18 protein-coding genes are annotated in these 24,942 nt (G+C 38.6%); 17 read left to right on the top strand and 1 reads right to left on the bottom strand.

Annotated features, from left to right (window positions below):
* Positions 1–255 precede the first annotated feature (255 nt).
* Positions 256–831 (bottom strand): hypothetical protein, encoded by a 576-nt coding sequence (locus tag AC23ME_RS00235; protein WP_487725738.1) that lies wholly within the window; start codon positions 829–831, stop codon positions 256–258.
* Between the two features lie 229 nt (positions 832–1,060).
* On the opposite strand from AC23ME_RS00235, the gene AC23ME_RS00230 reads away from it, so the two are divergent.
* The 17 genes from AC23ME_RS00230 (at position 1,061) to AC23ME_RS00150 (ending at position 24,729) form a co-directional block, all read left to right on the top strand.
* Positions 1,061–2,224, top strand: a complete 1,164-nt coding sequence (locus tag AC23ME_RS00230) for an amidohydrolase family protein (protein ID WP_487725737.1) — start codon at positions 1,061–1,063, stop codon at positions 2,222–2,224.
* Positions 2,224–3,171: an NAD(P)H-dependent flavin oxidoreductase gene (locus AC23ME_RS00225; protein ID WP_487725736.1), complete on the top strand. Its 948-nt coding sequence runs from the start codon at positions 2,224–2,226 to the stop codon at positions 3,169–3,171. Before AC23ME_RS00230 ends, AC23ME_RS00225 begins: the two co-directional genes overlap by 1 nt.
* Before the next feature lie 173 nt (positions 3,172–3,344).
* Positions 3,345–3,629 (top strand): acylphosphatase, encoded by a 285-nt coding sequence (locus AC23ME_RS00220; protein WP_487725735.1) that lies wholly within the window; start codon positions 3,345–3,347, stop codon positions 3,627–3,629.
* Positions 3,630–3,749: 120 nt separating this feature from the next.
* Entirely contained in the window at positions 3,750–5,231 is a 1,482-nt protein-coding gene (locus AC23ME_RS00215; protein WP_487725734.1) for an oligosaccharide flippase family protein, read from the top strand.
* 27 nt (positions 5,232–5,258) lie between these two features.
* Positions 5,259–5,693, top strand: coding sequence for a dUTP diphosphatase (gene dut / locus AC23ME_RS00210; protein WP_487725733.1), 435 nt, complete (start codon positions 5,259–5,261; stop codon positions 5,691–5,693).
* Positions 5,694–5,789: 96 nt separating this feature from the next.
* Positions 5,790–7,481, top strand: coding sequence for a tetratricopeptide repeat protein (locus AC23ME_RS00205; protein ID WP_487725732.1), 1,692 nt, complete (start codon positions 5,790–5,792; stop codon positions 7,479–7,481).
* Entirely contained in the window at positions 7,459–8,253 is a 795-nt protein-coding gene (gene lolB1, locus AC23ME_RS00200) for a lipoprotein insertase outer membrane protein LolB1 (protein WP_487725731.1), read from the top strand. Before AC23ME_RS00205 ends, lolB1 begins: the two co-directional genes overlap by 23 nt.
* A gap of 19 nt (positions 8,254–8,272) precedes the next feature.
* Positions 8,273–9,544, top strand: coding sequence for a murein hydrolase activator EnvC family protein (locus AC23ME_RS00195; RefSeq protein ID WP_487725730.1), 1,272 nt, complete (start codon positions 8,273–8,275; stop codon positions 9,542–9,544).
* A gap of 51 nt (positions 9,545–9,595) precedes the next feature.
* Entirely contained in the window at positions 9,596–9,964 is a 369-nt protein-coding gene (tatA, locus tag AC23ME_RS00190; protein ID WP_487725729.1) for a twin-arginine translocase TatA/TatE family subunit, read from the top strand.
* Positions 9,965–10,003: 39 nt separating this feature from the next.
* Positions 10,004–10,207, top strand: a complete 204-nt coding sequence (locus tag AC23ME_RS00185; protein WP_487725728.1) for a Sec-independent protein translocase subunit TatA/TatB — start codon at positions 10,004–10,006, stop codon at positions 10,205–10,207.
* 29 nt (positions 10,208–10,236) lie between these two features.
* Positions 10,237–11,655 (top strand): Asp-tRNA(Asn)/Glu-tRNA(Gln) amidotransferase subunit GatA, encoded by a 1,419-nt coding sequence (gatA, locus tag AC23ME_RS00180; RefSeq protein ID WP_487725727.1) that lies wholly within the window; start codon positions 10,237–10,239, stop codon positions 11,653–11,655.
* Between the two features lie 63 nt (positions 11,656–11,718).
* Entirely contained in the window at positions 11,719–13,119 is a 1,401-nt protein-coding gene (locus AC23ME_RS00175) for a LysM peptidoglycan-binding domain-containing protein (protein WP_487725726.1), read from the top strand.
* Between the two features lie 437 nt (positions 13,120–13,556).
* Complete coding sequence (locus AC23ME_RS00170; protein WP_487725725.1) at positions 13,557–15,866, top strand: NADP-dependent malic enzyme; 2,310 nt, start codon at positions 13,557–13,559, stop codon at positions 15,864–15,866.
* Positions 15,867–15,963: 97 nt separating this feature from the next.
* Positions 15,964–16,548, top strand: a complete 585-nt coding sequence (gene ruvA, locus AC23ME_RS00165) for a Holliday junction branch migration protein RuvA (protein WP_487725724.1) — start codon at positions 15,964–15,966, stop codon at positions 16,546–16,548.
* Positions 16,549–16,608: 60 nt separating this feature from the next.
* Positions 16,609–23,754, top strand: a complete 7,146-nt coding sequence (gene sov / locus AC23ME_RS00160; protein ID WP_487726730.1) for a T9SS outer membrane translocon Sov/SprA — start codon at positions 16,609–16,611, stop codon at positions 23,752–23,754.
* Between the two features lie 173 nt (positions 23,755–23,927).
* Positions 23,928–24,308 (top strand): glycine cleavage system protein GcvH, encoded by a 381-nt coding sequence (gene gcvH / locus AC23ME_RS00155; RefSeq protein ID WP_487725723.1) that lies wholly within the window; start codon positions 23,928–23,930, stop codon positions 24,306–24,308.
* Between the two features lie 4 nt (positions 24,309–24,312).
* Positions 24,313–24,729 carry a VanZ family protein gene (locus AC23ME_RS00150; RefSeq protein WP_487725722.1) on the top strand — a complete coding sequence of 139 codons (417 nt, stop codon included), beginning with the start codon at positions 24,313–24,315 and terminating at the stop codon, positions 24,727–24,729.
* Positions 24,730–24,942: the final 213 nt, after the last annotated feature.

Genomic DNA, 24,942 nt, shown 5'->3' with positions numbered 1-24,942 from the left:
GTTTATTGGAGTTTTTGCGTTAAAATTAGTTTTGAGGACTTTCTCTACAACTTGTTTCTTATGTCGACAATCAGCAGATTAATGATCTAGAAGGTGTTTACTATGAATTTGATAAGTTTTCTTAGGAACGCTGTTGCATATCTTTCTACTTTCTACAGTTGCTTGTGGTCGTCCACCTTCTCCATAATCAGTACAAAAAAAAAGCCAGCATTAAAGCTGGCTCTTTCAAATTATGTAGTTTTTAGAATGATCTAATTATTCTACTGGTTTACCTTCAGCGTCGAATTTCAATGAAGCTGTTTCTTCTTCTTTCTTCACATCAACTTGGAAGTAGTTTTTATCACCATCTTTTACACTGAAAGCTGCTGTTGGCGTCCAATCTTTGTATGGATCTGTTCCTAATACTGTTTTAATAGCATCAGGTAATGCCGATATTTCAATTGGAGTTTTTACTACACTGTCTTGTACCGACACATTTTCTTCGTTAGCAATCGAAGCAGTTGCTTGTGTTAGGTTAGTTCCAGCAAAATCTACCGGTTTACCTTCAGCGTCAAATTTTAATGAAGCTGTTTCTTCTTCTTTCTTCACATCAACTTGGAAGTAGTTTTTATCACCATCTTTTACACTGAAAGCTGCTGTTGGTGTCCAATCTTTGTACGGATCTGTTGCCAAAACTGTTTTAATTGCATCTGGCAATGCTGATATTTCAATTGGCGTTTTTACAACACTGTCTTGTACAGTTACCATTTCTACTTTATTGATTGAAGCTTGAGCTTGAGTTGCTGTAAAACCTGCGAATGCTACGATAGCTGCTACAAATAACTTTTTCATAATATCTATTTTTAAGTTTAATACAATTTGTGAATTATACTAACCTAATGCTACAGAATAGTGCCAGAGGCTATTATCGCGTTATGCCAAAACTTAAGTGAATAAAAATCAGTCATTTATGTGTTTTTTGCCGAATTTAAGAATGTGGAGTTTCTCTACAACTTGTTGCCTAAGGCTGCAAAAAAGTTTTAAATTTCCATATTAGGCTGTATTCCGTTTAATTTGTAGGATGCAAAGATACTTGTCAGCAGAATGGATTTATCCTGTAACCAGTGCGCCAATTGAAAATGGTGTATTAGAGGTTTCTATAACAGGCGAAATTATTTCAATATTAACTACCGAAGAAGCAGCCGCTAAAAATATAGATGGTATAGAACAATTTGAAGGTGTTCTGGTTCCTGGCTTTGTAAATACGCACTGCCATTTGGAGTTATCACACCTATTTGGCAAAATTCCGGAACAAACCGGGTTGCCAGCTTTTGTGAGGGAAATTGTGGCTCAACGTGCGGCAGAAGATGAGGTAATCATAGCTGCTATGGACGCTGCGGATAAACAAATGTACGAGCATGGAATTGTTGCAGTAGGCGATATTTCAAATCAGTTGATTTCTAAAGAAGTGAAACAACACAGTTCTTTATATTACCACACTTTTGTGGAGGTTTTTGGATTTAACTGGCCATCGCAGCCTATTATAGATGAGGCGGTGAAAATTAGAGATAGCTATTGGCCGCTTAAAGCTTCAATTGTGCCGCACGCACCATACTCAGTATCTAACGAGTTATTTCAGCACATCGAGAAAAATACCCGCCTGCAAGATGTTCTTAGTATTCATAATCAAGAAACCATTGCAGAAAATGATTTTTTTGAACGAGGTACTGGAGATTTTGAGGTAATGTACCAGCGTATGGGTGTGCCTAAAAGTGATGCACATGGAACTGGGAAAAATGCTATCCAATACCACTTGCCTCAAATGCCAAGTAACAAAAGTTTATTAGTGCACAACACTTTTACAAGCAAAGCTGATATTGATTTTGCCTTAGCCACTCACAAAGATTTGTATTGGTGTTTATGTCCAAACGCCAATGTTTACATCGAAAATAATTTGCCAGACGTTACTCTTTTCATCGATCCAAAAGTTAAAGTTACTTTAGGAACAGACAGTTTGGCGAGTAATCACCAGCTATCTATCTTGGCAGAAATGCAAACGCTACAACAGAAAAAAAGAGTGCCTTTCGATGAGCTTTTAAAATGGGCAACTATCAATGGTGCTGAGTTCTTAGGTATCAACAATCAGTATGGAAGCTTTGAAATCGGTAAAACTCCCGGAGTAAATTTGATAGAGTTGGGAGGTGCAAAAATTATAAGATCTAAAAATGTAAAACGATTGATTTAATGGCAAACCCAATCACTTCCTTATTTAATATCAAATATCCAATTATCCAAGCTGGTATGGTTTGGTGTAGTGGTTGGCGCTTAGCCGCCGCCGTATCTAACGCTGGTGGTTTGGGTATTATTGGTGCAGGTTCTATGTATCCCGATGTTTTACGAAAGCATCTTCAAAAGTGCAAAGAAGCGACAACTCAACCTTTTGCCGTAAATGTACCTTTACTCTATCCGAATGTGCAAGAGATCATGGATATTTTGGTGGAAGAAGATATTAAAATTGTTTTTACCTCAGCGGGCAATCCAGCAACGTGGACTAGTTTTTTGAAGGAAAAAGGAATGACCGTGGTTCACGTAATTGCAAATACAAAATTTGCTTTAAAAGCACAACAAAGTGGTGTAGATGCTATTGTTGCCGAAGGTTTCGAAGCTGGTGGCCACAATGGAAGAGAAGAAACTACAACCTTATGTTTAATCCCTATGATTAAAGCAGTAGTAAATATACCAGTAATTGCTGCGGGAGGTATTGCAAGCGGAAAAGCGATGTTAGCGGCTTTTGCTTTAGGAGCAGATGCGGTGCAGGTAGGTTCGGCTTTTGCCGTTGCCGACGAGTCGTCTGCACATCCTAATTTCAAGGAGAAAATCCTTTTATCTACCGAAGGCGATACCAAATTGAGGATGAAAAAATTAGTTCCAGTTCGGTTATTGAAAAATGAATTTGCCGATGCCGTAGCACAAGCAGAAGCTAACGGAGCAGGCACAGCAGAGTTGGCTACATTACTCGGACGAGCAAGAGCCAAACTCGGAATGTTCGAAGGAGATATGGAAGAAGGCGAGTTGGAAATAGGTCAAGTATCAGCCATGCTTAATGAAATTAAACCCGCTGCGGTTATTTTAAATGAAATTTGGGATGAGTTTTTAGCGGAGAAAGAAAAACTAGCTGGTCTGGCATTTTAGGTTTTATCGCCTTAGACACCTAAGGAAACCTAAGCTGATTGTCTAAGAATTTTTGGCAACTTTATAATTCTTTGTTGTAAAATTAACTTAGGTGTCTTAGGTGGTTCAAAATAATTACTTTTGCGGTAAGTAAATTTGTATTGTATCTCACATTTCAATACTCAAATCTAGTAATGAAGCACATCAACATAAAAGTAATAGGCAAAGTACAGGGCGTGTTTTTTAGAGCAAGCACTAAAGCGGTAGCCGACCAAATGGGAGTAAAAGGAAAGGTAAAGAACGAAAAAGATGGCTCCGTTTTAATCGAAGCCGAAGCTGATCAAATTATTTTAGATATGTTTTTGGAGTGGTGCCATAAAGGACCAGAGAAATCTAATGTGGAGCAAGTGCTTGTAGAAGACGGGGAATTGCAAGGTTATACTAACTTTGTTGTAATTAAAAAGAATTTGCTTTGGTAATATAATTTACGATTGTAGATTGACGAATTACGATTTAGCCATCTGCAATCTCAAAAATGATTTAATAGGTATATTAATTTTAGAAAATCGTAAATCTAAAATCGCAAATCTAAAATCAAATTGGCTTTAAAAAAATTCCTCGGTCAAACAGCAATATACGGATTGAGCACTGTGTTTTCCCGCTTGTTCAATTTCATTCTTACCCCAATTTACACCGGAGTTTACAAAACAGGTGTGTACGGGATCTTTACCAACATGTACGCCAATGCTTCCATCATCAATGCGGTTTTGGCATTTGGTATGGAAAGCACATTTTTCAGATATTTAAATAAACACGAAGACAAAAAGCAGGAAGTTTATAATAATTCATTTTGGTGCATTGCATTTATATCCACATTGTTTTTGGTAACAGGGTTGATATTTCTCGATCCAATTGCCAATTACCTTGCAAGTTCTCCCGATGATATAGGCGACTATAAAAAATATACGATTTACTTTTTGTTGATCCTTTTTTTGGATGCGATTAGTGTAATCCCTTTTGCTAAAATTAGAGCAGATGAAAGGCCAATAAAATACAGTGCTGTCAAATTTCTTAACATCGGGTTTTTCGTTGGATTTAACCTTGTGTTTTTGTTTGTACTTCCAGCAATTATCAAACATCAATGGATTGGAGCACAATGGGTAGAAAGTTGGTACAGAACACAGTGGATTGGTTATGTTTTCGTTTCTAACCTTATTGCAAGTGCGGCTACGTTAATTATGCTGTTGCCAGAGTTTGGTAAAATTCAACTTAAGTTCGATAAGGTATTATTTAAGCAAATGTATAGTTACAGCTGGCCAATTTTGGTAGCTAACTTGTCTTTTACCATTAACGAAAGTTTAGACAAGATTGTATTAAATAAATTATTGCCAGAAGATATTGCAGCTAGCGAAGTTGGTATTTACGGAGCTGTATGTAAGATTGCCGTGTTTATCAGCATTTTTATCACAGCTTTTAGGTTAGGTGCCGAACCTTTCTTTTTCAGCTATGCAAAACAAGAGAATGCGAAAAAAATTTACGCCATTATACTCCAATATTTTGTTGTTGCATTAGCTATTCTTTTTGTAGCACTAATTGCAAATATCGAGATCCTTAAATATTTTATCCGAAATCAGGATTACTGGGTAGGTTTGCCTGCTGTTCCCTTTTTATTGTTGGGCTACGTTTGTTTAGGTGTTTACATGAATTTATCTATTTGGTATAGATTGTCTGATCAAACTAAATTCGGGCTTTATATTTCTGTTATAGGTGCGGTTATCACCATCGCTTTTAATCCCATTCTTATTCCAAAATTTGGATACATGGGCTCGGCTTGGGTAAGCATGATCACCTATTTCACCATGATGGTGATTTCATATATTTTGGGGCAAAAGCACTATCCAATTCCTTATAATCTGAAAAGAATTTTACTTTATCTCATGATCTCGGTAGTGATTGGCTTCAGTTCGTTTTTCTTATTCAATAAAAATATATTCATCGGTAATGCTTTGTTAATTTTATTTTTGGCGATAGTATACGTTTTAGAAAAGAACGACCTAAAGCGATTTTTTAAGAAAGCCTAGTCTCAAATCTCAATACGCAAATCTAATATGCAGATCAAAATCATCAATAAATCTAGCCACCAATTGCCAGCTTACGAAACTACACATGCAGCAGGCATGGATTTAAGAGCTAATATCGAAGAACAAATCATAATTAAACCTTTACAACGTTCTTTAATTCCAACGGGTTTGTTTATTGAGTTGCCAGTAGGATACGAAGCACAGATTAGACCCCGCAGTGGCTTAGCTTACAAACACGGTGTTACGGTATTAAACTCACCAGGTACCATTGATGCCGATTACCGTGGCGAGTTAAAAGTATTGCTGGTAAATTTATCAGATACTGATTTTGTGGTAAATAATGGCGAACGCGTTGCACAAATGGTAGTAGCTAAACATGAAACTGTAATTTGGGAAACTACCGAAGAATTAAGTAACACCGACAGAGGTGCTGGTGGCTACGGACATACAGGCAAGGGTTAATTGCTTAAATTGATAAATTGTTAAGAAAGGAGTTTCCAAGTATGAACCGAAACTCACTTAGTGCTCTTGGCGCTTGATAACTAAAAAGTAGAATCAATGAATAAACTATTTTTTGCAGCGGTATTTATAAGTTTGTGCTTTTCCGTAAAAGCGCAACAGAAACCTCTTGCCGTAAAAGATAGCAATGCGATAAAAGAATTTTACTTCGCGGGTTTAAAGGAAAAGCTGAGCGAAAACTATGTAAATGCCAGCAACAGTTTTTCGAAGATTTTAATCATAGATCCAGATAACAGTGCTGCTCATTTCGAAATTGCTAACATCCAGTTGCGCCAAAATAAACTGCTCGACGCAGAAGTATCTATCAAAAAGGCATTGACCGGTCAACCCAACAATGTTTGGTATTTGAAGCTGCAAAGCGAAATCTATAAGCGAAGCGGTAATATGGATGCTTTAGTTCAGGTTTTCGATCAATTGATTAAACTAGAGCCAGATGCAGAAAGCTTCTATTTTGACAGAGCAAACGCATTGTACATTGCGGGCAAAGTAGATGAATCAAAAAAAGCTTATGATTTGCTGGAGGAGAAATTCGGTGTTTCAAAAGCCTCAACTACGGCCAAGCAACGTTTTAAAAGTATAAATGATCCTGCAAAAAGCAACGACCTGCAAAAACAGATTAACGATAATCCTAACGATCTTAAAAACTACCTCGATCTAAGTGGTACCTTGTTAGAGAAAAACCAAAATGACGAAGCTTTGGCAACGCTATTAAAAGCTAAGCAGATAGATGCAGATAACTATGAGTTAAATTTAGCATTGGCTGATGTGTATTATGCCTTAAAGAAGCCCGAAGAAGCCTTTACCTCACTTAAAGCTGCATTCACTAACGCTGAAATGCCTTTGCCTAACAAGGTGAAAATTTTGAGCCAAATGCTATTGCGTTTTAATAAGCCAGAAGTAGTAAAAAACGCAACGGAGTTAGGCTTAATTACGCTAAACGAACATAAAAGCGATGCTAAAATAGTTGTGCTTTATGGCGATATTTTATATCAACAGGGAAATTTAAGTGGTGCTAAAGAGCAATACTTAGCTGCAATTAAGCAATCAGAACAGCTTTACATTGCTTGGGAAAAATTGCTTGGCGTACAAACGCTGATGGGGAGCTATGCAGAAGCCATCAAGTCAGGAGAGGAAGCTTTGCAGATTTATCCAAATCAGGCAATATTATATTATTACCGAGCGTTTGCGTTGCATCGTAATGGGCAAAATGCCGAAGCAGGTTTCGAACTAAAGAATGCCTTGCAGTTGGAGCCAGAAGACGCCAATTTAAAAGCAATGATTTTAGCCTTGCAAGCAGAAGTGCTGATAGATCAAGGGAAATTAAAGGAGGCTGATCTGGCTTTCGATAAAGCGGTGTCGTTAGCACCTAATAATTACCTTACGTTGAGCAATTATGCCTATTATCTTGCCCTGCGTAACCACGATTTGCCAAAGGCCGAAAAATTGGCATCCAAGGCAGCATCGGCTATGCCACAAAATTCTTCAATTTTAGATACTTACGCCATAGTTCTCCTAAAGTTAAACAAAGTTGATGAGGCACTAACTTATATTCAAAAAGCTTTACAAAACAACGAAGCTAACAATCCTGTTTATTTGGAACATTACGGTGATATTTTGTTTTTAAAAGGTGATAAAGAAAATGCTGTAGTGCAGTGGCAAAAGGCAAAAGCCGCAGGTAATCAATCGGAGAAGTTAAATAGAAAAATCAATGAGAAGAAATATATTAAATAGCATTTTGATAGCTGCTTGTGTACTTACTGTAGCAGCGTGTAGACCTAAAAAGGAAATTATAAAGGCTCCACCAGTAGCGGCAGAAACTACGCCCGTTAAAGATAATAAAGCTGAAAATTTAGCAACGCTTTCTGGGAAAGATTTGGTTTATAATAGTTTGTCGTTAAGAGGAAAAACTGAACTGAATGTAGATGGCCAAGAAAATAGTGTTACACTTAACCTTCGCATTAAAAAAGACGAAAAAATTTGGTTTAATATTACCGCATTGGGTGGTGCATTCGAAGTTGCTAGAGGCATCATTACGCCAGATAGTTTGTTGCTAATGAACAGACAGGCAAAAACGGTATTGAGAAAGCCGTTCGCCTATATTTACGACTATACAAATAAGCAAGTAAATTTCGGGTTGTTGCAGTCTCTCCTAACTGGAAATACGATATCAAAATTAATGGCAGAGAAATCTGCACTTAAACAGGAAAATGGGGTTTGGCTACTTAGTGGAACTGAACAGAGTTTGGCTTATAGCATTTTGTTTAATACCCTTTTGAAACCCGCAGAACTTAATCTAAATGATGCTCGCGAAGGGCAGGCGCTGAAAGTGAGTTACGACAAATACACACCAGTAAATAACGGGCTGTTTCCATCTGTTTTGAAAATAAACTCTGTAGTAGGCAATAAAAAAATAGGTGTAGCCGTTGAGTTTGTTAAAATCGATGCTAACGTAGCGGTAGAATTCCCTTTTACGGTTCCAAAGGGTTTTGAGATAATCCGTTAAATTTTTATACTTTTGGTTAATGAAGTTAAACAAAGTCCTCCTTGTAATTGTTGCTATATGTCTTTGCGCTAATGCTTTTGCGCAATCTAGTAAAGAATTAAAGCGTAAAAAAGAAGCTTTACAAAGAGAAATTGAACTAGCCGAACGTAATTTAAAAAAGGCAGCAAGCGGTAAGAAGCTAACCTTAGGGCAAATCAATACCATTAAAGCGCAAATCAGATTACGACAAGAGAAAATTTCTACCATCAACTCGGAAATTAAAAACCTCGATCATCAAATTCACGAAAATGCCAATAAGGTTCAAAATCTAAAAGGAAGATTGGCAGATTTGAAAAAGGAATATGCTGGTATGATCCGCTTTGCGCAACGTAACAGAAACTCGTACGATAAGATGATGTTTATTTTTGCCGCAAACGATTTTAACCAAGCCTATAAGCGTATCAAATATTTACAACAGTTTGGTCAATATCGTAAAAAGCAAGCAGCTTATATTCAAGGTACTGAGAAGCAGTTGAGCAACCAAATTGTGGTGCTAGATAAAACTTTAAAAAACAAGAGCAGCTTGTTAAAAGAAGAAGAAACTGAAAAAAGTAAACTTGATAAAAACAGAAGTGCGCAGACAGTTGTGCTTAACAAGTTGAGCAAGCAAGAAAAAGCTTTCCAGCAAGATATTCGTAAGAAAAGACAACAACAAGCTGCTATTGATAGACAGATTCAAGCTGCAATTGCAAGAGAAATTGCTGCTGCACGTAAGAAGGCCGAAGAGGAAGCGAGGGAAAGAGAAAGAATTGCTGCGGCGAAAGCAAAGGCAGAAAATAAACCAGCACCAACGGTTGCAGCAAAACCTAAAACGGCTAGCGAAGCTTTAAGAGCTACTCCAGAGGCAGCTAAATTGTCGGATGCTTTTGAAGCCAATAGAGGTAGCTTGCCTTCTCCTGTGGCATCTGGTTATATAACAGGTAAATTTGGGTCTTATAAGGTTGACCAAGCTACTGCTATGCGTAACGGAGTGGTTTTTCAAACCGGTGAAGGCGCTGCTGTAAGGGCAGTTTTTAATGGCACGGTAAGTACGGTTTTTCAACAGTACGGTAGGTTTTATGTAATGATTATTCATGGAGAGTACTTTACTGTTTATGAAGGTTTACAAAGTGTGAGTGTGAGTAAAGGAGATAAAGTTAGTACGAAACAGACCATTGGCGTAGCTGGTACGGCTGACGGTGTACCTGAATTGGGTTTTCAGATACACAGAGGTGCCGTTGCGCAAAATCCGGAGAGCTGGTTAGCCCGTTAAAAGTGGATATTTGGGTAAATAAACCCTATATTTGTATAAAATTAGCTTAAAATGTACAACACGCCGTTATTAGAGTTCTTGAATATGGGGGGAGGCGAGATGATTATCATCTTAATTGCCGTACTTTTGTTATTTGGAGGTAAAAAATTACCTGAATTAGCGAGAGGTTTAGGCAAGGGGATGCGTGAGTTTAAAGATGCTTCAGAAGGTGTAAAGCGAGAAATTCATCGCAATATCAACTCGTTCGATGTTGACGAAGAGGATCGGAAAGCTGATGCAAACCGTAGCTATCGTGAACCAGAAGAAGATCACTCACACTCTATCCATGATGAAGCTCCTGAACAGGCAGCCTCAGAAAACCAAAGCGAAACATCTACCGTAGATACTAAAGAAGATAAAGAACCGAAAAGCTCGGTTTGATAACGTTTTTAAGAAATTGAATATATAAAATCAACAGTCATGTTACAATCAACAATGCTAGCAGCGCTAGGAACAACCGAAATCATCTTAATTATTGTGGCAATTTTATTGCTTTTCGGAGGTAAAAAAATTCCTGAATTAATGCGTGGTTTAGGTAAGGGTATGAAGGAGTTTAAAGATGGTAAAGACGGAGTTGATTCTTCTGCAAACACTACTACTGACAAAACCAATAAGCCTCAATAAGTAGTTTTTTAAACGCTTTATTTTAGATTTTGAAGAAATACACCTCGTTAACGGAGATACAGGGAGAACTTGCGCAAAAGCAACTAACTTTAAAAGAACTAATTGCCTACTATTTTAAGCAAATAGAGCAGCATCAACACCTCAATGCATTTAATGAGGTGTTTTTTGATTCTGCAGTAAAACAGGCCGAAGAAATACAAACTAAGCTAGAAAATGGCTCAGCAGGGAGATTGGCGGGCATGGTTATCGGTATTAAAGATAATATCTGCTACGAAGGTCATGTGGTTACTGCATCTTCTAAGATGTTAGAAAACTTCGTTTCTCCTTATTCATCAACAGTAGTTAAGAGGTTACTTGCCGAAGACGCCATCATTATTGGTCGCTTAAATTGCGACGAATTTGCAATGGGTGGTTCTAACGAAACCTCTTACTTTGGCACGGTAAAAAACGCTGCCGATGAAGAAAGAGTTGCGGGAGGTTCATCAGGAGGTTCTGCAGTTGCTGTACAGGCAGATATGTGTTTGGCTGCGCTAGGAACTGATACAGGAGGTTCTGTTCGTCAGCCGGCAGCTTTTTGTGGTAACATTGGCTTTAAGCCGACCTACGGACGTATTTCTCGTTATGGTGTCATTGCCTATGCGTCTTCTTTCGATCAGGTGGGTACATTAACGTCTTCAGTTGCTGATGCTGCTTTGTTATTAGAAGTTTTAGCAGGAGCTGATGAAAATGACAGCACCGTTTCTTCTTTGGAGGTGCCTAGATATTCAGAAAATTTATCTCAAGGCGGAAAACAAAAAATTGCGGTAATAAAGGAAACGATAGAAAGCAATGCGCTTGATTTAGAAACCAAGGAAGCGGTACTAGGTGCTATTGAAAAATTTAAACAAGACGGTCACGAAGTAACAGAAGTATCTTTTGACTTATTGGAGTACTTGGTGCCAACTTATTACATCCTAACTACTGCAGAAGCATCGTCAAATTTGTCTCGTTATGATGGTGTACATTATGGTTATCGCAATACCCAAGCGCAAAGCTTAAATCAATTATACAAAAGCTCAAGAGCAGAAGGTTTTGGCCAAGAAGTAAAACGTCGTATTATGTTGGGTGCTTTTGTTTTAAGTGCCGGATATTATGATGCTTACTATCAAAAAGCACAAAAAGTTCGTCGTTTAATTAGGGAGAAGGTAGAAACGTTACTGAAAGATCACGATATATTGGTAAGCCCTGTTGCAACAACGCCAGCCTTTAAAATTGGCGAAAATGTACAAGACCCTTTAGTGATGTACATGGCAGATATTTATACCGTATTGGCTTCATTAGCCGGTATTCCGGCAGTTGCATTGCCTTTGGGCAATAATAAAAGAGGTTTGCCGTTAAGTATCCAATTAATGACCAAACATTTTAATGAGCAGGCATTGCTCAACTTATCACATAGTTTTTTAAAATAAGCATCACCCAAATTCCCCTCTTTTAGAGGGGTGGTCGAAGACCGGGGTGTTTAAGATTAGCCTATGAGGAAATTGATACTTACTATTTTGAGTTGTATAATTGCTTTCAGCGCTCAAGCTCAAATTCCAGTTAAAATCCAAAGCGATACCATTTTAAATAGGTTAACTACTGCGCCACTTACAGATACGATTGCCGTTCCTGTGATAGAACAGCCTTTGCTTTTTGGTCAGAGTTTATTGTATAAAATGCGTTTAGACTCTATACAACAGACCGTTCCCTTAGATTATAATGAGTACGTACAAACTTACATCGATATTTACACCAAACGCAAAGCGATGTATGGCGATATGCTTGGACTTTCGAACTACTATTTCCCAATTTTCGAAAAGGCACTAAAAACTTATAACATTCCAACGGAAATTAAATACTTATCGATAGTAGAATCTTCTTTAAATCCGCATGCGGTTTCTAGAGTTGGCGCTACAGGTTTATGGCAGTTTATGTTTGGTACCGCAAAAGCTTACGGTTTAAATATGGATAACTTTGTGGATGAACGCAAAGATCCTATTCAAGCTAGTTACGCTGCTGCGGCTTACTTTAGAGATGCTTACGAGGAACTTGGCGATTGGCTGTTGGCTATTGCTGCTTACAACTGCGGCAAAGGCAATGTAAATAGGGCTATTGCTAAAGCTGGTTCTCGTAATTTTTGGGATATTAGGAAATTTTTACCAAAGGAAACCAGCAACTATGTGCCTGCATTTATTGCAGCAACCTACGTAATGAAATATGCGCCTATCCATCAAATTGTAACTAAGCCCAATGCTTTTACCTTCAAAACAGATACGGTGCAAGTGCGAAATTTTGTAGCCTTGGCTGATGTTGCAGAGGCGATTAACCATAAAGAAGAAACTTTAGTAGCGCTAAATCCGAGTTATAAAAAGAAGATTGTAAACGGAACGGATATTGCGCCGAAGCGTATTGTTATCCCAAGGCCAGAGCACCAGTTTTACGAACCGCTTTTTGCTGTTTTAAATAGTGATATAGAAACAGACCGAGAAATTATTTTGGCATCAACAGATGATGTTAGGGATTTAAGAAAGAAAACTTTGCCTAAAAAAGAGGTTTCGGCTTCGAAGATTTTGGTGCATAAAGTACTTCCAGGTCAGAGTTTAACGGCCATTGCCAATAAGTATGGGGTAGAAGTACAAGACTTAAAAGTTTGGAATAAGTTAAACGTAACTACAATTATTCCTGGGCAAAAGCTGAAAGTTTACCATGATCCTGTTCCGTCTAAGGTTATACCAAAAGCCAAAGCAAGCTTTGCGAATTATAAGGTAAAACAAGGTGATACTTTATCTAGCATCGCTGAAAAATTTGACGGTATTACCGTAGCGAGTTTAAAAGCCGCGAATGGTCTAAAATCTGCAAAAATTACCGAAGGCATGGTGTTGAAAGTGATGTAGGGCAAGCACCTTGTGGTCATTTCGATAACTGAAAGAAAGAGAAATCTAGCAATTTGGATGACATATTCTTAGATTTCTCGTCGTACCTCCTCGAAATGCCGTATGATGTTGAATTTTTTTTTCCGACGAAGCTTTGTTTTTAAAATTAGGTGCTATGCAATGACTTTTGTTTGCTAAACCCTATTGAGGCGGCAGCCCACAGCGATCCGCCTTTGGCGGGAGCGAGGACTATAGCTGAAAGAGGGACTTTCTGTTGATAGTAGCTATGAATTAGCTTTTCAAAAAGAAAAATCTATAGTATACTTTTCGGTCCTTTCGGGCAATTACAACGACTAAATTTTAAAGGCTTACAATGATTAAGCTGCTTGCGTAAGCAAAAAACACATTGTATCCCCTAAAAAAAGATTGTAACTTTGACCGCTACAAAAAAACAAAAGATGAGCAAGACTAACAGAAAACAAGACGCTTTAGACTATCACTCGCAGGGCAGACCTGGTAAAATTCAGGTAATCCCAACAAAACCATATTCTTCGCAGAGAGATTTAACCTTGGCTTACTCGCCAGGTGTGGCAGAGCCTTGTTTAAAAATTGCAGATAACAAAGAAGACGTATATAAATACACCGCAAAAGGAAACTTGGTAGCGGTAATAAGTAACGGTACTGCGGTACTTGGTTTAGGCGATATTGGTGCAGAAGCTGGTAAGCCAGTAATGGAAGGTAAAGGCCTTTTATTTAAGATTTTCGCCGATATCGACGTTTTTGACTTAGAATTAGACACCAAAAATGTTGACGAGTTTGTAAACATTGTTAAAGCATTAGAGCCAACTTTTGGTGGGGTAAACTTAGAAGATATTAAAGCACCAGAGTGTTTCGAAATTGAGCGTAGGCTGAAGGAGGAAATGAATATTCCGGTAATGCATGATGACCAACACGGTACGGCTATTATTTCTGCAGCAGCATTATTGAACGCATGCGAGTTGCAGAAAAAGAAAATGGACAAAATCAAGATTGTAGTGAACGGCGCTGGCGCTGCTGCTATTTCTTGTTCGCGTTTGTACGTGGCTTTAGGTGCAAAAAAGGAAAACATCGTAATGTGCGACAGAAGCGGTGTAATCCGTGCTGATCGTGAAAAAATTGATCCAATTAAAGCTGAGTTTGTAACGAAGAGAGATTTACATACGCTTGAAGAGGCGATGAAAGACTCTGATGTTTTTATCGGTCTTTCTTCGGCAGATTGCGTTTCGGTAGACATGCTAAAATCGATGGCTAAAAACCCGATTGTAATGGCAATGGCTAATCCGAATCCAGAAATTGCTTACGAATTGGCGATTAATTCACGTAAGGATATCATTATGGCAACTGGCCGTTCAGATTATCCTAACCAAGTGAACAACGTTTTGGGTTTCCCTTACATTTTTAGAGGAGCTTTAGACGTAAGAGCAACGGCAATTAACGAAGAAATGAAGATTGCTGCGGTTCGTGCCATTGCAGAACTAGCTAAAAAGACAGTTCCAGAAGCGGTGAATATGGCTTACAATGCCAAAAACATCAAATTTGGCAAAGATTATATCATCCCTAAACCAATGGATTTCCGTTTGATGACCAACGTTTCTATGGCGGTGGCAAAGGCGGCAATTGAAAGTGGTGTTGCACGTAAGGTAATTACAGATTGGGATGCTTATGCTGAAGAGTTGAGAAAGCGTTTGGGTACAGATGATGCCATTATGCGTGCCATCACTAACAAAGCAAAATCAGATCCTAAGCGTGTGGTTTTCGCAGAGGCGGATAACTATAAAATCTTGAAAGCAGCGCAAATTGTTAAGGATGACAACATTGCTATTCCAATTTTATTGGGTAACAAAGAGAAAATCCAACAAATTATTGAGGAAAGCGCATTAGAGCTTGATGGTGTTCAAATCATCGATCCAGCTTTAGAGCCTGCAAGAACTCAGAAATATGCCAAATCGTTGTATGAGAAGAGACAAAGAAGAGGTGTGACATCGGTAACCGAAGCTGAAAAAATGATGCGTGACAGGAACTATTTTGGTTCTTCTATGGTAGAGTTTGGCGAAGCTGATGCAATGATTTCTGGTTTGACCAAAAACTATGCAACTACCATTAAGCCTGCTTTGCAAATTATCGGTACAGAGCCTGGCGTTAAGCGTGTGGCTGGTATGTATATGATGATGACCGAAAAAGGACCAGTTTTCTTTGGTGACACTACGGTAAACGTAGATCCAACCGCAGAAGAATTGGTAGACTTAACTTTGCTGTTAGAGAAATCGGTGCGCAAGTTTAACATCACACCTCGTATAGCAATGCTTTCTTATTCTAACTTCGGTTCTAATGACGGTGTTATTCCAGAGAAAACTAGAAAAGCTGTTAAAATTCTTCACGAGAAATATCCAGATATTATTGTTGACGGTGAGATGCAAGGAAACTTTGCAATCAACAACGCAATGTTAAAAGACAATTTCCCTTTCAGCACATTGGCAGATGCACCAGCAAATACTTTGGTGTTCCCTAACTTAGAATCGGGTAATATTGCTTACAAATTGTTACAAGAGCTTGGCGGTGCCGAGGCGGTTGGTCCAATCCTTCTAGGCTTGAAAAAACCTGTTCACATTGTGCAGTTAGGTAGTTCGGTTAGAGAGATTGTAAACATGGTAACTATTGCCGTTTTAGATGTACAAGCTAAAGAGGAAGAAGCAGAACCTAAGAAGCGAGGTCTGTTTAAAAAGAAATAGTTCTTATTTAGATAGATAAGTAGTAAAAAACTTCATTTAATGAGTTAAAAAGCTAAAAGTTTCTGTTACTTTTAGCTTTTTAACTTAATAGGGAATTATGTACGCTTATATAGATGGAAAACTAACTTTTAAAGGGCCTACTTTTATCGTTGTAGAAGCAGGTGGCGTTGGTTATCACATCAATATATCACTTCATACTTACGCTGCTTTAGGTAGCGCAGAGCGATGCAAAATCTACACTTGGCTACACGTTAAGGAAGATGCGCATACACTATACGGATTTGCAGATGAGGGCGAAAGAAAACTATTCCTTCATTTGATTTCTGTTTCGGGCATTGGTCCCACCACCTGCCGAATGATGCTTTCGTCTATTACTCCGGCAGAAATACAGCAAGCTATTGTGAATGCAGATGTGGCATTGATACAAAAAATTAAAGGCATTGGTGCTAAATCGGCACAACGTATAGTGTTAGAATTACAGGACAAACTAAAAAAAGAAGGTATAGAATCATTAATTTCTATGCCAATTCACAATACAATTAAAGATGAAGCGTTATCTGCTTTGATCATGCTTGGCTTCGGCAAACAGGTGGCGGAGAAAGCTTTGGATAATGTGATGAAGAAAGCTGATGGTGAACTGACTGTCGAGCAAATGATCAAACAAGCTTTGAAGAATTTATAATAAACCAAACCATATTTGAAAAACAAACTTACCTATTTTGTTTTATTGGTAGGCCTATGCATGGGCCAAAAATCGTTCTCGCAAGTAAATACTACGGCGTCTAGGATAGACTCTGCCAAGAACACATTTACCCCAAAAGAAAAACAATGGATGGGATTGCGCAACTTTAGCAATCCATTTTTTAAGCTCCCAGAAAATATTAAGCGAGAGGTAGAGTACGATGCCGCTAACAATCGTTATGTAATTACAGAACGCATTGGCGATAAACTCTATACGCCGCCACAATATCTTACAGTAGAGCAGTATTTACGCATGGTAAATAGCGATATCAAGCGTGAAAACTGGCGTTTGTTCTCTAACCAGGAGATAGATGATATCCGTAAAACAGGAATTATCCCAGAGGTGAAGATTAATAGTAGGATGTTCGAAAAGATTTTCGGCGGAACTACCATCGATATTCAACCTAGTGGTGAGGCCGAGTTGACTTTTTTGGGCAGAGTAAATAAGAACGAAAACCCACTTTTCAACGAGCGCCAAAGGGTACAAAGCAATTTTGATTTCACGCAACGTATCCAAATGGATGTGGTAGGTAACATCGGTACCAAGATGAAAATCAAAATGAACTACAACACCGAGGCGCAGTTCGATTTTGAAAACCAGATCAAGCTAGATTACACTGGCGGGCCAGATGACATCATCAAAAAAATTGAAGCTGGTAACGTCAGCTTGCCTTTAAATACTTCGCTCATTACGGGCACACAAGCACTTTTTGGTATCAAAACGCAGTTGCAATTTGGTAAGTTGGGTTTAACCACCGTTTTTACGCAACAGAAATCTCAATCTAAACAGATAGAAATTAGTAACGGAGCGCAGCAAAACGATTACCGAATTAGTGGTAGCGAGTACGAAGCGAACAAGCACTACTTTTTGGCGCAGTATTTCCGTAATCGATATAACACTGCGTTGAGCAAACCGCCAGCAATTTTATCGGGTGTTAATATTACCAAGATCGAAGTTTGGATCACCAATAAAACGGGTAATACCGCCGATTCGAGAGACGTTGTTGGTTTTATGGATCTGGCTGAAAACGCACCGCTCAATTCGACGGCAAACGGTGGCTTATTTACTGGAGGAGGTTCGGTACAACCTTCAGCTTTTACCAATCCAAATTTCCCTGCACAATCAAACAACTTATTAGCAAGCTTGCCTGCTGGTGCCAGGTTATCTAACGACCCAGCGTTAATGACTTACTTTACCGACAATGCTTTGTTGGGTAGAACAGATAACTTTGCTAAAATAACTTATGCCCGTAAACTAACGGATAGAGAATTTACAATACACCCACAACTGGGTTATATCTCTTTAAACGTTCAGCTAAATACCGATGAATTGTTGGCTGTGGCTTATCGCTACACGGAGAACGGGAGAGAATATCAAGTTGGAGAGTTTTCAACCGATGTACCTTTCGATCAAAACAACCCGAATGTTCTATTTGCCAAGTTGTTGAAAAACGAAACTACCAAACCTCAATTGCCAATTTGGGATTTGATGATGAAAAACATTTATAACATTGGTGGTTATCAAATCAGTAACCAGAATTTTAGACTAGATGTTTTTAGGCTTGATGAAACTTCTGGCGTTGAGCGTGCCGTGATTACTGAAGGTGCAAATACACAAAACAAGATATGGGTACAGGCCGTTGGTTTAGATCGGTTAAACCCGCAAAGGGAAGCTAAGCCAGATGGTGTCTTTGATTTTGAATCTCAAAATAGTCCGTTTGCTTCGGCACAAAGTAATATTGGAACCACCAATAATCCGAATTTTGGTAGTGGCGCTTCTGCTACGTCGTTAACAAATAGCATTAGTGGTTACATCACCATCGATCCGCAAAATGGACGTATCATTTTCCCATTTGTAGAGCCATTTGGCGAATCGTTGGCAGCGCAGTTTAACGCTGGTGAAGCTAACCTGATCGAAAAATACACCTATCCGCAACTGTACGATTCTACAAAAGTGGTAGCACAACAAAACTTCCCAGGTAAAGACAGATATATCCTCAAAGGACATTATCAATCAGAAATTTCTTCTGAATTTAGCTTGAACTCTATCAACGTACCAGAAGGTTCTGTAAAGGTTTTTATGGGCAGCATTCCGTTGATTGAGGGTAACGATTACACTGTAGATTACATGAGTGGTAGGGTGAAAATCCTGAACACTGCTTTGTTGAGCTCGGGGCAGTCTATCCGTATTTCTACAGAAAATAACGAGCTTTTTGGTTTGCAACAGCGCTCTTTATTTGGTATTCGAGGCGATTATCGTGTGAACAATAAGTTAAATATTGGAGGTACGTTTATGAACCTCACCGAACGCCCGATTACGCCAAAAGTAAATTTCGGTGAAGAACCGATTTCCAACTCTATTTGGGGAATGGATGTAAACTACACCTCTTCATCTAGGTTTTTAACGAAGATGGTTGATAAACTTCCTTTCATTTCAACCAAAGAGAAGTCTAACATCAGTTTCTATGGAGAATTTGCGCAATTAGTTCCTGGGCATCCATCGGCATTAAACATGGGCGGTAGTAGAGGTGGTACTAGTTTTATCGATGATTTCGAAGCCTCACGTTCGGTAATTGATTTGAAGAGCGCCATTGCTTGGCAAATTTCGGGCACACCGCAAATGTTCCCCGAATCGATATTTAATGATGATCTGCGTTACGGCTACAACCGTGCAAAAATTGCCTTTTACAACATCGACCCAATTTTTTATGGAAGAGGTGGGCAGGGACAATTACCAGCTAATTTGCGTAACAACAAGAACGAGTTATCTAATCACTATGTGAGAGAAATTTTAGAAACCGAAGTTTTCCCTTTCAAACAGATCAGTACTGGCCAAGCAATTACTTTGCAGACTTTAGATTTAGCTTATTATCCATCATTGCGTGGACCATATAATTTCACCACTACGGGCTTTAATCCGAATGGTACCTTGCAAAATCCACGTAGCAGATGGGGCGGTTTAATGCGTAGGGTAGATGTAAACGATTTCGAAGCTAACAATATCGAATATATCGAACTTTGGTTACTAGATCCATTCATGTATAAGCCAGGTTCGCAAGGTGGAGATTTGTATTTCAACCTTGGTAATATTTCTGAGGATATTTTGAAGGATGGCAGAAAATCGATGGAGAATGCCCTGCCAGGAAACGGCGATGCCTCAAAATATGATGAAACACAATGGGGTAGAGTGGCAAAGTTACAGCCAGTAATTCAGGTTTTTGATAATGACCCTAATGTTCGTAGAGCACAAGATGTTGGTTTAGATGGATTGTCAAATGCAGATGAAAGAACATTTGTTCACTATCAATCTGCTATTGCTCAAATTAAAGCCATTCTAAATCCAGATGCTGCTGCGGCTTTTGATAACGACCCTTCATCAGATGATTATTCTTATTTTAGAGGTGGAGCACTTGACCAAGAGGGTGCTGGCATTTTAAAGCGTTACATGAATTTTAATGGTTTAGAAGGCAACTCGAAAACTTCTCAACAATCGCAAGAAGAGCTAGGTTTGGAAAACTCTGCCTCAACTGCTTTACCAGATGCGGAGGACGTAAATCGTGATAACAACATGACCCCTTCTGATGAATATTTTCAGTACAAAATATCTATTCGTCCGGGTGATTTGCAGGTTGGACAAGGCTTCGTAACCGACAAAGTGGTTTCTTCTGTGAAGTTGGCTAACGGACAAACGCAGAATGCGACTTGGTATCAAATCAGAGTGCCAATAGCACAATATGAAAGAGCTTTTGGATCTATCCAAGATTTTAAATCTATCCGTTTTGTAAGGATGTTCATGACCGATTTTGCCGATACTGCGGTATTGAGATTTGCAAAAATCCAATTTGTAAGGGGTGAGTGGAGACAGTACAACGTAAAGAACGAGAGCAACAAAGTAATTGCACATCCAAGTTTGGGTTTAACGCCATCGGCTGATAATTCTGTTCTGGAATTAGGAACGGTAAATATCGAAGAAAACGGAAGAAGAACGCCAATACCTTATGTTGTGCCTCCTGGTATCGAGAGAGAAAGAGATTTTAGTAACTACAGAGGTGATACTCGCCAAAATGAGCAATCGTTATCATTAATCGTCAAAAATTTACGAGATGGATATGGTAGAGCAGCATTTAAAACCGCAGTCAACGATTTCCGATCTTACAAACGATTGGAAATGTACGTCCATTTAGAGGGAGATGGAATTCATCCTTTAGAAAATAATGACCTTAATGCGTTTATAAGAATTGGTACCGATAACAATGATAACTATTACGAATACAACAAACCACTAAGAGTTACTAATCCGGGTACAAGCGATCCTTATGCCATTTGGCCAGAAGACAATAAAATTGATATTGAACTAGAGTTGTTCCAGAGAGCTAAAATTGCTCGTAATCAAAGCGGCTGGCCAGTTAATCAGCCTTTCCGCTATACGGATGGAGTAAACACAATTATCGTGAAAGGGCAACCAGACATGAGTAAGGTTCGCGTTTACATGCTTGGTTTGAAAAATCCGTTGAGAGGTGCTGTTGGTTCGCCAGCAAATGATGATGGATTAGAAAAATTCGGTCAGGTTTGGTTTAATGAATTGCGTTTAACAGAGTTTGATGAACGCGGCGGATGGGCAGCTACCGGCAGAATGAGTATGAAACTGGCCGATTTTGCAGATGTTAACGTCTCTGGAACAAGATCTACCATTGGTTTCGGTTCTATCGATAGCAAGGTGAGCGAACGTAGCAGGTCAGAAAACCAGTCGTTTGATCTATCATCTAATATGGAGCTTGGGAAGTTTCTGCCGCAAAAAAGTGGTGTTAAAATCCCAATGTACGTGAGCTATTCTAAGCAGGTAGCTACACCACAATTTGATCCTCGTACTCCAGATATAGAATTGTCTAAAGCGTTAGATAATGCTTCAAAATCACAACGTGATTCTATCTTAAACTTTGCCCAAGATTATACCACCCGTAGCAGTTTGGCTTTTACAAACGTGCGAAAGGATAGGGTAGCTGAAGATGCGAAGGTAAGGTTGTGGGATATAGAAAACTTCAACGTTTCCTATGCGCAGAGTAAAATTTCGCACCGCGATTTTATCAATGAAGTTACTATCCAAAATACCTACAAGGCTTCGTTAGCTTATAACTATAGCTATAATTCTAAGAATTATCAGCCTTTTGATAAGCTCATTAAATCTAATACTTTAAAGTTATTGAAGGATTTCAACTTCACCTTGGTGCCAAATTCGATCAATTTTAGGTTAGATCTGGACCGTTTTTACTCTGAAAATACCTTGAGAAATAACGATCCGAACAATGCTATTCCTCTCAATGACCCTTCCAATAGAATTGGTACCACCTTCAACAAAAACTTCTTGATGACTAGGGTTTACGGTATTGCATGGGATTTAACCAAGTCTTTAAGTTTAGATTTTGATGCAACTAACTACTCAATTATTGATGAGCCAGATGGTCGTATCGACGGAATTAAGAGAGATATCGTGTGGAACAACCTGAAGAATTTGGGCCGTACCACCGATTACAACCATAGCTTAAATGTAAGGTACAATTGGCCAATCGGCAAAATTCCATACATGGATTGGATGACCGTTGCTACCACCTACGGTACTACCTTTACTTGGCAAACCGAAGCTTTGGCAACTTTAAACGATCCAACAATTGATCTTGGAAATACAGTTCAAAACTCTAGAACAGTACAGGTAAATCCAACCTTAAACATGGTTTCGTTGTACAACAAGTTTGGTTTTATTAGACGAACATTGAACAACAGGGATACTACATTTAAGCTTTCTAATTTTATGGTTGGTTTGCTTACCAGCGTTAAAAATGTAAACGTAGCATTTACGCAAACTAAAGGTACTTTCTTGCCAGGATATTTACCTCAAACAAGGTTCTTTGGTATGGATCAAATGGGAGCGCCAGGTTTGGGATTTGTGTTTGGTAGTCAGCGAGATATTAGGTTGATGGCAATTAATAACGGTTGGATTACCTTAGACGAGCAGCAAATGCAATTGTACGTGAATACAATGCGTGAAGACTTCCAGTTAACCAGTACTATAGAGCCACTGCGTGATTTGAAAGTAACGTTAACGGCAACCAAAAACAGAACGCTTAACTATTCTACCAACTTTAAATATGATACACCAACTGGTGGATTTACCAACCTAAGTCCAAATACAACGGGTGATTATAGCGTTTCTACCATCACCTTTGGTACAGCATTTAGAGATAAGAGCGGTGCAACTTTGTCTAGCGTATTTAACGAATTTATGAGCAATAGGCAGGTGATCTCTAGAAGGTTGGGAGCATTAAACCCTAATTCTGGCGGTGTTGTGAATGGTTATGCTGCTGGTTATGATAAAAGCTCGCAAGATGTGGTGGTGTTAGCGTTTTTAGCAGCTTACAGAGGTAAAGATCCTGGTTCATCAAGTTTGAACAGCTTGCCAAGAATACCTTTGCCAAACTGGCGTTTAACTTACGCAGGATTAACGAAATACCCTTTCATTGCCGACCGTTTTTCTGAGGTAAGTTTAAGACATGGCTATCGTTCTACATATAGCGTTAATGGTTTTAACACCTTATTAAAATATGAAGAAACCAATGGGGCAGTAAGTAGCATTGATGTTAATGGTAATTTCTTGCCGTTGTATCAGTTTGCTCAGGTTGCTATTTCAGAACAGTTTGCGCCCTTGGTAGGTATCGATACCCGCTTAAAAAACAATATGACCTTAAATTTCGAGATCAATAAAACAAGGTTGTTAGGTTTAAGTTTGGCAAATAGTCAGTTGGCACATCTTTCGGAGAATAACTTGGTGTTTGGATTGGGATATCGCACCACTAAATTCAGATTTCCTTTCGGATTGTTTAAAGATCTGAAGATGGATAATAATATGGATTTCAAACTTGATGTTTCGGTTAGAGATAACAAGACGGTAATTTACAGAGCCGATATTACCGAAGCAGAAGTTTCGTCTGGTGCGAAAAACATTACCCTGCGCCCAAGTGTTGACTATGTGCTGAACCAACGTTTTAATGTAAGATTGTTCTACGATTCTAATATCACCAAGCCTTATACTTCACAATCGTTCAATACATCGTTTAGTAACTTTGGATTTAGCTTAAGAGCAACGTTAAACTAATCATAAAGAAAGGATTTCTTATGTTGGTGATAATATATTGCCAACGCAGAAATATTTTTCGCCACAACAAAAATTATTAACTTTGACATTGTCAATTCACCGAGAACAAAAGAGCTTTAAAAGCTTAATGTTTTCGTTAAAGAAAAGTAGAAACAAAACTTAATCATATAAAAATGAACTTTCCATCAGAATTAAAGTACACTAAAGACCACGAATGGGTTTCGGTATCTGGTAATGTTGCAACTATTGGTATTACCGATTTTGCTCAAAGAGAATTAGGTGATATTGTTTATATCGATATCAATACTGTAGGTTCTGAAGTTGCTGCAGAAGAAGTATTCGGTACAGTTGAGGCGGTTAAAACAGTGTCTGATCTTTTCATGCCTGTAGCTGGAACAGTAGATGAAGTTAACGACGCGTTAAACAACAACCCTGAGTTAGTAAATTCTGATCCTTACGGCGAAGGCTGGATGGTTAAAGTTACTTTGGCTAATGCAGCTGACGTTGATGGTTTGTTAAGCGCAGACGAATACAAAGCATTAATTGGCGCATAAAATAATGGCCAGTTTCAAAGCACTAAGGTACCAACGCTGGGCCATATTGTGGACAGTACTTACTTTAGTGCTTTGTAATATAGATCTATCTAGCGGTAGCAATTCAGGTTTTTTCTTCGTAGGTTTCGATAAGCTAGCCCATTTGGGCTTTTTCTATGTGCTAACCATCTTACTTTTCTACGGGAAAATAAAATACCAGCACAACTACAGCTTTCGTTCGCTAACTATTTTTAAAATCATCATGATTTCTGTGATAATTGGTGGAGGAATAGAGCTGCTACAATGGAAGGTATTCACCTATCGCTCTGCAGAGTGGTGGGACTTCGCTTGTGACATGATTGGCTGCTTAATGGCAGTGTTTAGCTATGTGTTGTTGCACCTGTCAAATTACAATGAAAATAGCGTTGCTAATACAAAATGAGATGATTAAGAAAAGGTTTAATCTGATTTGGATTTTTTTTCTTTTAATCCTGCTCAACTCTTGTAGTATCTTTAAACCTACTTGTAAATGCCCAAAAGTTAATCAAATTAGCTTTAAAGCGATATAAGCCTATCTTCCTGTGAATCATCTTCTTTTCTTTGTAACGATAAAGTTAGTTGTATTTAAATTGTTACCACGTTTTTCGAGCTCCTT

The sequence above is a fragment of the Pedobacter sp. T50_32 genome, assembly GCF_057652195.1.
The sequence above is the reverse complement of the archived record's forward strand: the minus strand, read 5'-3'. Positions and strand labels throughout refer to the sequence as shown.